This is a genomic window from Variovorax sp. P4_D9, assembly GCF_056401695.1.
In genome coordinates, this window is the sequence record NZ_JBFUIU010000289.1 from 1 (window position 1) to 10,678 (window position 10,678).

At 67.6% G+C, this 10,678-nt stretch carries 10 protein-coding genes and 1 pseudogene; 10 read left to right on the top strand and 1 reads right to left on the bottom strand.

Annotated features, from left to right (window positions below; all coding sequences use genetic code 11):
- Nucleotides 1–9 precede the first annotated feature (9 nt).
- The 5 genes from AC1DY5_RS27105 to AC1DY5_RS27125 all read left to right on the top strand — a co-directional run bounded on the left by AC1DY5_RS27105 (nt 10) and on the right by AC1DY5_RS27125 (nt 5,134).
- Nucleotides 10–471: a PaaI family thioesterase gene (locus AC1DY5_RS27105; RefSeq protein ID WP_478116428.1), complete on the top strand. Its 462-nt coding sequence runs from the start codon at nt 10–12 to the stop codon at nt 469–471.
- Nucleotides 472–495: 24 nt separating this feature from the next.
- On the top strand, nt 496–1,512 hold the full coding sequence (locus tag AC1DY5_RS27110) for an NADP-dependent oxidoreductase (RefSeq protein ID WP_478116413.1): 1,017 nt from the start codon (nt 496–498) through the stop codon (nt 1,510–1,512).
- A 25-nt stretch (nt 1,513–1,537) separates the two neighbouring features.
- Nucleotides 1,538–3,178 carry an isovaleryl-CoA dehydrogenase gene (locus AC1DY5_RS27115; protein ID WP_478116415.1) on the top strand — a complete coding sequence of 547 codons (1,641 nt, stop codon included), beginning with the start codon at nt 1,538–1,540 and terminating at the stop codon, nt 3,176–3,178.
- Between the two features lie 23 nt (nt 3,179–3,201).
- Nucleotides 3,202–4,140 (top strand): glutathione S-transferase family protein, encoded by a 939-nt coding sequence (locus AC1DY5_RS27120; protein ID WP_478116417.1) that lies wholly within the window; start codon nt 3,202–3,204, stop codon nt 4,138–4,140.
- Between the two features lie 88 nt (nt 4,141–4,228).
- Entirely contained in the window at nt 4,229–5,134 is a 906-nt protein-coding gene (locus tag AC1DY5_RS27125) for an SDR family oxidoreductase (RefSeq protein WP_478116419.1), read from the top strand.
- A 38-nt stretch (nt 5,135–5,172) separates the two neighbouring features.
- Here the strand turns inward: AC1DY5_RS27125 and AC1DY5_RS27130 are convergent.
- Nucleotides 5,173–5,832, bottom strand: a pseudogene (locus tag AC1DY5_RS27130) (SLC13 family permease); the annotation flags it as partial.
- On the opposite strand from AC1DY5_RS27130, the gene AC1DY5_RS27135 reads away from it, so the two are divergent.
- From AC1DY5_RS27135 to AC1DY5_RS27155, 5 genes are all read left to right on the top strand, one after another.
- Nucleotides 5,831–6,190, top strand: a complete 360-nt coding sequence (locus tag AC1DY5_RS27135) for a DUF1428 domain-containing protein (RefSeq protein WP_478116421.1) — start codon at nt 5,831–5,833, stop codon at nt 6,188–6,190. The pseudogene AC1DY5_RS27130 and the gene AC1DY5_RS27135 overlap by 2 nt on opposite strands.
- A gap of 463 nt (nt 6,191–6,653) precedes the next feature.
- Nucleotides 6,654–7,418 (top strand): carbonic anhydrase, encoded by a 765-nt coding sequence (locus AC1DY5_RS27140; protein ID WP_478116423.1) that lies wholly within the window; start codon nt 6,654–6,656, stop codon nt 7,416–7,418.
- A gap of 47 nt (nt 7,419–7,465) precedes the next feature.
- Nucleotides 7,466–8,089 (top strand): paraquat-inducible protein A, encoded by a 624-nt coding sequence (locus tag AC1DY5_RS27145; RefSeq protein ID WP_478116424.1) that lies wholly within the window; start codon nt 7,466–7,468, stop codon nt 8,087–8,089.
- A gap of 133 nt (nt 8,090–8,222) precedes the next feature.
- Complete coding sequence (locus tag AC1DY5_RS27150; protein WP_478116430.1) at nt 8,223–8,885, top strand: paraquat-inducible protein A; 663 nt, start codon at nt 8,223–8,225, stop codon at nt 8,883–8,885.
- A complete protein-coding gene (locus tag AC1DY5_RS27155) occupies nt 8,882–10,519 on the top strand; it encodes a PqiB family protein (RefSeq protein WP_478116426.1) in 1,638 nt (545 codons plus the stop codon). Before AC1DY5_RS27150 ends, AC1DY5_RS27155 begins: the two co-directional genes overlap by 4 nt.
- Nucleotides 10,520–10,678: the final 159 nt, after the last annotated feature.

A 10,678-nucleotide genomic window follows, 5' to 3' on the forward strand; every position in this document is an offset into this window, starting at 1 on the left:
CGCTTGAGCATGTCCGACTCTTCCAGCACCATCAGCCTCCATTCGTACGCGGATCAGATTCCGTTCGCGAAGCACCTCGGCTTCGAGCTCGTGAAGTTCGAGGGCGGCGAGTCCGAGATCCGCTACAGCGCCAAGCCCGAGCACCTGAACACCTTCGACGTCACGCACGGCGGGGCCTGCATGACCCTGCTCGACGTCACGATGGCCGCCGCCGCGCGCAGCGAGACGCCCGAGATCGGTGTCGTCACGATCGAGATGAAGACCAGCTTCATGCAGCCCTCGGTCGGCCCGCTGCATGCGCGCGGCACCTTGCTGCAGCGCACCGCCACGCTGGCCTTCACCGAGGCGAAGATCTACGACGCCCAGGAGCGCGTCTGCGCCCACGCCACCGGCACCTTCAAGTACGTCAAGCGACGGCTGCCCACGGGGCCCGCGAGCGCCAACGCGATGCGCCCGCCGTCCACCGACTGACCTGCATTCTTCCCGGAGACTTTCATGCCCACCAACAGACAACAGATCCTCGACAACCGCCCCGAAGGCGAAGCCGTCGCCAGCAACTTCAAACTCGTCAGCACCGAGACGCCGGCGCTGAAGGACAACCAGGTGCTGGTGCGGCACCACTACATGAGYCTCGACCCCTACATGCGCGGCCGCATGAACGACGCCAAGAGCTACGCCCAGCCGCAGCCGCTCGGCCAGGTGATGCAGGGCGGCACGGCCGGCGAGGTGGTCGAGAGCAAGCACCCCAAATTCGCCGTCGGCGACAAGGTGGTCGGCTTCGGTGGCTGGCAGGAGTACAGCGTGGTCGACGCCTCGCAGCCCGGCGCGCTGAAGAAGGTCGATACCGCGCAGGTGCCGCTGTCGCACTACCTGGGCGCGGTCGGCATGCCGGGCGTCACCGCCTGGTACGGCCTCGTGAAGATCATCAATCCGAAGGCCGGCGAGACCGTGGTGATCACAGCCGCCAGCGGCGCCGTCGGCAGCGCATTCGGTGCGCTGGCCAAGGCGCGCGGCTGCCGGGTGGTCGGCATCGCGGGCGGCCCGGACAAGTGCAAGTACGTCACCGACGAACTCGGCTTCGATGCCTGCATCGACTACCGCCAGCATCCCGACGTCAAGAGCATGAGCGCGGCGCTCAAGGAGGCCTGCGCGAAGGGCATCGACGGCTACTTCGAGAACGTCGGCGGCTACATCTTCGATGCCGTGCTGCTGCGCACCAACGCCTTTGCACGGATCGCGCTGTGCGGCATGATTGCCGGCTACGACGGCCAACCGCTGCCGCTGGCCAATCCGGCGCTGTTCCTGATCAATCGGCTCAAGCTCGAGGGCTTCATCGTCAGCGAGCACATGGAAGTCTGGCCCGAGGCACTGGCCGAACTGGGCGCGCTGGTCGCCAGCGGTAAGCTCAGGCCGCGGGAATCCGTCGCGCAGGGCATCGAATCGGCGCCGGAAGCCTTCCTCGGCCTGCTCAAGGGAAAGAACTTCGGCAAGCAGCTGGTCAAGCTCATCTGAGGGCTGAAACGCACAGGAGGCTGGCATGGACACCACGCACGAGGTCTTCAACCAGCCGGCGCCGCTCGCCGGCTACAACCTGTTCGAAACCAATCGCCCGCTGCGCGACGCGCTGCAGCACAACGCGCCGCAGCTGCAGCCGGGCCCGCTCCAGAGCCTCGGCGCCGAGATCGGCAGCGTCGAGATGCAGACCCATGCGCGGCTCGCCAACATCCACACGCCGGTGCTGCACACCCACGACCGTTTCGGCCGCCGGATCGACGAGGTGGAGTTCCATCCGAGCTACCACGCGCTGATGGCGGCCGCGGTCGGCGCCGGCCTGCACGGCACGCCCTGGACCGCCGAGTCGCCGTCGCCCCATGTGCAGCGCGCGGCCGGCTTCATGCTGTTCACTGAGCTCGAGCCGTCGATGCTGTGCCCGATCTCCATGAGTTACGCGGTGACGCCCGCGCTGCGCAGCAATGCGGGCGTGTACGCCGACTGGGGGCCGAAGCTCGCGAGCCGCTGGTACGACCCGGCGCTTAAGCCCTGGCGCGACAAGCCCGGCTTGACCATGGGCATGGGCATGACCGAGAAGCAGGGYGGTTCCGACGTCCGCGCCAACATCACGCAGGCGGTGCGCGCCGGCAGCGACGGCTGGGGCGAGCGCTACGAGATCACCGGCCACAAGTGGTTCTTCTCGGCGCCGATGTGCGACGGCTTCCTGATCCTCGCGCAGGCGCCGGCCGGTCTGTCGTGCTTCTTCCTGCCGCGCGTGCTGCCCGACGGCAGCCGCAACGCGATCCGCATCCAGCGCCTCAAGGACAAGCTCGGCAACAAGGCCAATGCCAGCTCCGAGGTCGAGTTCCACGGCGCCAGCGCCTGGTTGGTCGGCGAGGAGGGCCGCGGCGTGCCGCAGATCCTCGAGATGGGCACCATGACCCGGCTCGATTGCGCGCTCGGCACCAGCGGGCTGATGCGGCAGGCCCTGAGCCTGGCACTGAACCACACGGCGCAACGCCAGGCATTCGGCAAGCCGCTGATCTCGCAGCCGCTGATGAAGAACGTGCTGGCCGACCTGGCGCTCGAAAGCGAAGCCGCGACCGCGCTGGCGATCCGTCTCGCGCGCGCCTTCGATCGCCCCGGCGACGAACACGAACGCATGATGGCCCGGCTGCTGACGCCGGTGGCGAAGTTCTGGATCTGCAAGCGCGGCAGCCATTTCGCCCAGGAGGCCATGGAGTGCCTCGGCGGCAACGGCTACGTGGAAGAGGGCGGCGAGGGCGTGATGGCCCGGGTCTACCGCGAGATGCCGCTCAATTCGATCTGGGAAGGCGCCGGCAACATCATGGCGATCGACCTGCTGCGCGGCCTGCGCAAGGGCGATGCGGTCGCCGCGCTGGCCCACGAACTGGCGCCGGCGCGCGGCAGCGACGCCGCGCTCGACCGCCTGGCCGGTGCGCTCCCAGCGCGCATCGAGGCCATGGCCACCGAGACCGAGGCGCGCCGGCTGGCGCAGGACGTGGCGCTCGCGGTGCAGGCGGCTCTGCTGGTGCAGACCGCGCCGCCGGCCGTGGTTGGCGGCTTCTGCGCCTCGCGCCTGGGCGGCGACTGGGGCCATGCCTTCGGCACGCTGGGTGCCGGCGTCGACCTCGACGCGATCATTTCCCGCGCCCGGCCCCTGTGACCCCACCACCTTCGAAGGACCCCATGGCAGACCTGATCCTCCACCACTACGCGACCTCTCCGTTCTCGGAAAAGATCCGGCTGATCCTGGGCTACAAGAAGCTGCCCTGGAAGTCCGTGATCATTCCGCAGATCGCGCCCAAGCCCGATCTGGTCGCGCTCACCGGCGGCTACCGCCGCACGCCGGTGCTGCAGGTCGGCGCCGACATCTATTGCGACACGGCCCTGATCTGCGATGTGCTCGAGCACATCACGCCGCTGCCGTCGATCTACCCCGAGCCCGGCAAGGGGCTGTCGCGCCTGGTCGCGCAGTGGGGCGACAGCACGCTGTTCTGGGCCGCGATGGCCTACAACTTCAGTCCCAAGGGCGCGGCCGACATCTTCGGCAAGGCGCCGCCCGAATTGGCCAAGGCCTTTACCGACGATCGCCGCGCCATGAGCGGCAACATGGTGCGGCTGCGGCCGGCCGATGCCGCCGCCGCCTACAAATCGTACTTGCGGCGCCTGTCCGACATGCTGGACGACACCGACTACCTGCTCGGCGCCTTCCCAAGCGTGGCCGACTTCGCCTGCTATCACCCGCTGTGGTTCACCCGCAAGYGCACTCCCTCGATGGCCGCCATCCTGCAGCTGACGCCGGCGGTGCTCGACTGGATGGACCGCCTGGCGGCCATCGGCCACGGTGCAATGGAGGTCTTCGATGCCGAACGCGCCATCGAGGTGGCGGCCGCATCGACGCCGCACACGCTGTTGGCCGACAGCACTTTCCAGGACGAGCACGGCATCGCACTCGGTACGCGGGTCACGATCACGCCCGAGCTCTTCGGCCCCGAGCCGACCGAGGGCGAACTGGTCGCGGCCACCCGCACCCACTACACGCTGCGCCGCAGTGACCCGCGGGCCGGCACGGTGCACGTGCACTTCCCGCGCATCGGCTACGTGCTCAAGGCAATTGAAAACTGACGCTGGGCACCTTCGCGACTGCGAACTCGCGCAATCCGTATTTCAATAGCGCCTCGACACCCATCAAAGAGACGAAAGGACACGCGCAATGATTCAGGACTTCAAGGGCAAGACGGCCGTTCTCACCGGTGCCGGTTCCGGCTTCGGCCTCGAATGCGCGCGCATCGGCGCGGCTCGCGGCATGAACCTCGTGCTGGTCGACGTGCAGCAGGATGCGCTCGACAAGGCACAGGCCGAGATGGAGGCTGCCGGGGCCCAGGTTCTGGCCCGCAAGGTCGACGTCGCCAGCGCGTCGCAGATGGAGGAACTCGCGAAGGCCGTGCAGCAGCGCTTCGGCGCGCCGCACTTCGTCTTCAACAACGCCGGCGTCGGCGCCGGCGGACTGGTGTGGGAGAACAGCGTCGCCGACTGGGAGTGGGTGCTGGGCGTCGACCTGATGGGCGTGGTGCACGGCGTGCGCCTGTTCACGCCGATGATGCTCGAAGCCGCCGCCAAGGACCCTGCCTACCGGGGCCATATCGTCAACACCGCCAGCATGGCGGGCCTGCTGACGCCGCCCAACATGGGCATCTACAACGCCGCCAAGGCGGCCGTCGTGAGCCTCACCGAAACGCTCTACCAGGACCTGAAGCTGGTCACCGACCAGGTCGGCGCCAGCCTGCTGTGCCCGTACTTCGTGCCCACCGGCATCACGCAGAGCGAACGCAACCGACCCGGCGCGCTGGCCGGCGGCGAACTCACCAAGAGCCAGCTGATCGGCCAGGCGATGAGCAACAAGGCGGTCAGCAGCGGCAAGGTCAGCGCCGCCGAAGTCGCGCAGATGGTGTTCGATGCGATCAGCGCCAACCAGTTCTATGTCTTCAGCCATCCCAAGGCGTTGGGCAACGTGAAGAGCCGGATGGAGAATATCGTGTCGATCACGAACCCCGCCGATCCATTCCTGGAGCGGCCCGAGATCGGTGCCAAGCTGCGCGAGCAGCTTCGGGCCGGCTGATCACGGTGGCAGCAGCCAGGGCACCAGCAGCACGCGAGCAGCAGCACCATGGTGGCCAGCGGCAGGCCGACCTTGACGAAATCGCCGAAGGCATAGTTGCCGGCCGTGCTGACCGGCGTGATCACGGGCGACGAGATCGGCGTCAGGAAGCCCGAGGACGCCGCCAGCGTCACCATCATCGCGAACGGGTAGGGCGAGGCATCGAGGTGCTGGGCCAGTGCCAGCGCCACCGGCGCCATCTGCACGGCGGTGGCCGTGTTGGGGACCAGCAGGCCGATCAGCGTGCTCAGGACGAACAGGCTGGCCAGCACCGGGCGGACGCCGAAGTCGCCGACCAGCGCGAGCAGGCCATCGGCCGCGAGGTCGATCCCGCCGGTGCGCTGCAGCGCCAGCGAGAAAGGCAGCATGCCGACGATCAGGATCAGGCTGCGCCAGTGGGATCGCGCGGTAGGCGGTGTCGAGGTCGATGCAGCGGAACAGCCCCGGGCCCAGCACGAACATGGCGATCGCGGCGCCCGGACCAGTTCCGGGGACATGCGGGGCCCGAGAGTGGGGGAGCCTGGATTCTGCGGGATCCGAAACCGGTTCTCCCGAATCCAATGCCTGCGTGCGCTGTCGGGACTTGGGGCCAGCGGCACGCGTGCATATACTGAACCGCTCAGTTCTGTGTGCTTGATTCGCATCAAGGAGACCTGCATGGCCTATGTCGATGGATACGTGCTTCCCCTCAAGAAGGACAAGATCGAGGCGTACCGCCAGATGGCGGCCCGCGCCGGTGCCGTCTGGCGCGAGCACGGCGCGCTCGAGTACCGCGAATGGATCGCCGACGACGTGAAGCCGGGCAAGCAGACCTCGTTTCCGCAGGCGGTGAAGCTCGAGGACGACGAGATCGTGGTGTTCTCCTGGATCGTGTTCGAATCGCGCAGCCAGCGCGATGAGGTCAATGCCAAGGCGATGACCGACCCGCGCCTGGCCGACATGATGGACCCGGCCCGGATACCCTTCGACGGCAAGCGGATGTTCTGGGGCGGCTTCGAGCCGCTGGTCGCGCTTTGAGCCACTGAGGGGCGATGCGCGTAGGACGGCCGGCCGCGCCTCTGGCCGATGGCTGCAGGAATTTTCCGCAAGGTCGATGCGAGGAGGTCTTGCCTTCGCGCCTCACGATGGCCCGCTGTCCGTCATGCCAGTGCGGGCAGAAGAAGCTCGGTCGCTGGGATTCCGGCTGGGCATCACCAGCCGAAGTCTCCGTAGCTTTGTTGGATGGCTGTGAAGATGAAGAGCCGAAGCTGGTTTGGACGCTGATGCAGATGCGAACTCATGGTGCCCGAGCTTGTTGAGGCGGAGCGCGGATTGGCTGGCCGCGAGCGAAGGTCTGCAGGATGATCATCGAAACACGGGATTTGTCGGGCGCTGCCCTTCGCGAATCGGGATCATCCCAGCGGGAAAATTGCCCTGCGCCCCGGCGCCTGCAGCTCCGTTTCCGGAGTCGACAGCCCTTCAAAATTCCCCAGCGACCATCATGAATACACTTTTTCGCCCCGCTCTCGCAGGGCTTTTGGCTTTCAGTCTCTGCGCCACCGCATCCGCGCTCGAACATGCACACTGGTCCTACGCCGGCAAGACCGGACCGGCCGAATGGGCCGCACTCGCGCCCGACAACGCGCTCTGCAAGACCGGACAACAGCAGTCGCCTGTCGACCTGCAGGCGGCCAAGGCCCGCGCGCTGGCCCCGCATGACGCGGCCATCCGCTACGGCCAGGTTGCCGGACGGCTTGTCAACAACGGCCATACCCTCGAGGTGGACGCCACCGGCGAGTCGGGCAACACCGTGGTCTTCAAGGGCGTCGACTATCGCCTGGACCAGTTCCACTTCCATACGCCGAGCGAACACCGTCTCGACGGCCGCCCGTTCCCGATGGAAATGCACCTGGTCAACAAGAGCGCCGACGGCGGCATCGCCGTGGTGGGCGTGCTGATCAAGGCAGGCCGCAAGAACTCCGCGCTGGCACCGATCTTCGCCCGACCGCCCAAGGTCGGCGCCGCCGGGCGCGACCTGCAGATCGACCTGGCGGCGCTGCTGCCGGCCGACCGCAAGGCGCTGCTCTACAGCGGCTCGCTGACCACGCCACCGTGCACCGAACAGGTGCAATGGGTGGTGCTGGAGCAGCCGATCGAAATGTCGCGCGCGCAGATCACCGCCTTCCGCCGGCTGTTCCCAGACAACCACCGTCCGGTACAGCCCCTCAACGGCCGCGAGGCCGTCGAGGAGAGCGCCGGCGAATAAGCCGGCGCGGCGGCGCACGGCTTGCCCGACAATGGCCGCTTCAACGCATGAAAGAAGTCCCCGACGCCATCGTCTGTGAAGGCTGCGACGCGGTTTACCGCCGCGTGCGGCTGCGCCGCCGCGAGGTGTCCCATTGCCCGCGTTGCAGCACCGAACTCGACCGCCACGCCGGCGACCAGAGCGCCCGCGTGCTGCCGCTCACCGTGGCCTGCTTGATCCTGTTCGCCATCGCCAACCTGTTCCCGATCGTCGAGATCGAGCTCCAGGGCATCAGCAGCGAGACCACGCTGGTCGGCGCGGTGGTTGTGCTGAGCTCGGAAGGCATGTCGCCGGTGGCGCTGCTGGTGCTGGCGACCACGCTGCTGTTCCCGCTGCTGCAGCTGTGCATCCTGTTCTACCTGCTGGTGCCGATGCGCTACGAGCGCCGGCCGGCGGGTTTCGACGTGCTGGTCAACGCCCTGGTGGCGCTGCGGCCCTGGGGCATGATCGAGGTGTTCCTGCTCGGCGTGCTGGTGGCGATCATCAAGCTCAGCAGCCTGGCGCAGGTCATCGCGGGCCCGGCGCTCTGGGCCTTCATGGGGCTCACGGTGCTGCTGACGGCAGTGCTGTCGTTCAACCCCCGGACCYTCTGGGAAATGGCCTTCGAGCCGCGACCGGGGCAGGACGGATGAGCGCTGCGCCGGGCCGCCCCAAGCAAGCTCGCACCGCAGTGCGAAGCACGAAGGTACTCCAGTGAGCCGCCGGGCCATTCCCAGGGCAATTCCAAAGGCCATTGCCAAGGCACTGCGGCGCGAAGGTCCTGCGCTGGGTGATGACGCCGCCGTCGAGACCGCGGGATCGCAGGGGCTGATGGCCTGCCACCATTGCGGCACCACCTGGCAGGGCGCCGTCGAAGGCGAGCCCTGCGCCCGCTGCGGCACCCACCTGCACGCGCGCAAGCCCGACAGCATCCAGCGCACCTGGGCCTACCTGATCGCCGCCGCGATCCTCTACCTGCCGGCCAACCTGCTGCCGGTGATGATCACCAAGAGCCTGCTCGGCACCCAGCAGGACACCATCCTGAGCGGCGTCATCTATTTCTGGGTGACCGGCGCCTACGGGCTGGCGGCGCTGATCTTCATCGCCAGCTTCCTGGTGCCGCTGTTCAAGCTCAGCGCACTGACCCTGCTGAACATCACGGCCCAGCGCCGCAGCACCTGGCGCCAGCTCGAGCGGGCCAAGCTCTATCGCATGCTGGAGGTGATCGGCCGCTGGTCGATGCTCGACGTCTTCGTGGTGGCGCTGCTGGCCGGACTGGTGCGAATCCATGGCTTTGCCGAGATCACGGCCGGCGTTGGCATCGCGGCCTTCGGCGCGGTGGTGGTGCTGACCATGATGGCCTCGCTGAGCTTCGACCCGCGGCTGACCTGGGACACCGGGGCTGCCGCGGGTCCCGAAGAAACAAAAATGGACAATGAACCGATATGAGTGACGAAGCCATCCGACCCGAGCCCCCGCCACCGCGGTCCGCGCCGAGGGTCGTCAGGCGGCGCAACTGGCTGCCTTCGCTGATCTGGTTGATTCCGATCGTGGCCGCGATGGTCGGCGTGGCGCTGGTCGCCCGCATCCTGATGGACCGGGGCCCCGAGATCGTGCTGACTTTCAAGAGCGCCGAGGGCCTCGAGGCCAACAAGACCGCGGTCAAGTACAAGGACGTGYAGATCGGCACCGTGCAGAGCATCCGCCTGGCTTCCGACCGCTCGCACGTGCGGGTGCTGGTGCAGCTGAAGAAGGAGGCCAGCGCCTTCACTGCGCAGGACACCCGCTTCTGGGTGGTGCGCCCGCGGCTCGACACCACGGGCATCTCGGGGCTCGGAACCTTGCTCTCGGGCGCCTACATCGGCGCCGACGCTGGCACCTCGGAAGAGACCGCCGGCGAATTCGCCGGACTCGAGACCCCACCGATCGTCACGCGCGATGCCTCGGGCCGGCAGTTCCTGCTCAAATCACGCGACATCGGCTCGCTCGACATCGGTTCGCCGGTTTACTTCCGGCGCATCAAGGTGGGGCAGGTCGCGGCCTACGAGCTCGATGGCGATGGCCGCGCAGTCACGCTGCGGGTCTTCGTGAACGCGCCCTACGACAAGTTCGTCGGCGTCAACACCCGCTTCTGGCATGCCAGCGGCTTCGATGTCGACCTCAATGCGAGCGGCCTCAAGGTGCGGACCCAATCGCTGGTCACGGTGCTGCTGGGCGGCATCGCCTTCCAGTCGCCCGACGACCAGAACGGACCGCTGGCGCAAGAAAACGCGGCCTTCGTGCTGGCGGGTGACGAGACCACGGCAATGAAGGAGCCGGACGGTCCGTCGCGCACCATGCTGCTGTATTTCAACCAGTCGCTGCGCGGGTTGTCGCCCGGGGCGCCGGTCGACTTCCGCGGCGTGGTGATCGGCGAGGTCAAGTCGATCGGGGTCGAGTTCGACCGCRCCGAGCGCGAGTTCAAGATGCCGGTGGTGGTGCAGATCTACCCCGACCGCCTGCGGCGCCGAGGCTCCGACCCGACCAAGGAGGGCCAGTTGTCGCAGCTTGAACGCTGGCGCTTCCTGGTAAGCAAGGGGCTGCGCGCGCAATTGCGCACCGGCAGCCTCCTGACCGGGCAGGTCTATGTGGCGATCGACTTCTTCCCGGACGCCAAGCCGGCCACGCTCGACATCGAACGCACGCCGCTGGAGCTGCCGACGACGCCCAACAGCCTGGACGAACTGCAGTCGCAGGTGTCGGACATCGCGCGCAAGCTCAACAAGGTGCCGTTCGACGAGATCAGCACCGATCTGCGCAAGGCGCTCGGCACGCTCAACAAAACGCTGAGCAGCGCCGAACAACTGGTCAGGAGCATCCACAACGACCTGACGCCCGAGATGGCGGCGGCCATGAAGGACGTGCGGCGAACGCTGAACTCGGCCGAGAAGACCATCGCCGACGACTCGCCGATGCAGCAGGACCTGCGCCAGACGCTGCAGGAGGTCACGCGGGCCGCGGGCTCGCTGCGGGTCTTGACGGACTACCTGGAGCGCCATCCCGAATCCCTGATCCGCGGCAAGCCGGAGGACAAGCAGAAATGAGATCGACGACGTTGCGCCCGGGCGCATGGCTGATCGCGGCGGCAATGCTGGCGGCGACGGGCTGCAGCAGCACGCGCACCCAGTTCTACAGCCTGGCCGAAACCGCCGCGCCGGTTGCGCGAGCGCCGGCCGCCGCGAGCGCGCCGCTCTACATCGAAT

Excerpts from the sequence above, each read along its gene's own strand:
- AC1DY5_RS27135 (WP_478116421.1), top strand. The coding sequence starts at position 5,831 with ATGGCCTATGTCGATGGATACGTGCTTCCCCTCAAGAAGGACAAGATC.
- AC1DY5_RS27125 (WP_478116419.1), top strand. The coding sequence starts at position 4,229 with ATGATTCAGGACTTCAAGGGCAAGACGGCCGTTCTCACCGGTGCCGGT.
- AC1DY5_RS27140 (WP_478116423.1), top strand. The coding sequence starts at position 6,654 with ATGAATACACTTTTTCGCCCCGCTCTCGCAGGGCTTTTGGCTTTCAGT.
- AC1DY5_RS27105 (WP_478116428.1), top strand. The coding sequence starts at position 10 with ATGTCCGACTCTTCCAGCACCATCAGCCTCCATTCGTACGCGGATCAG.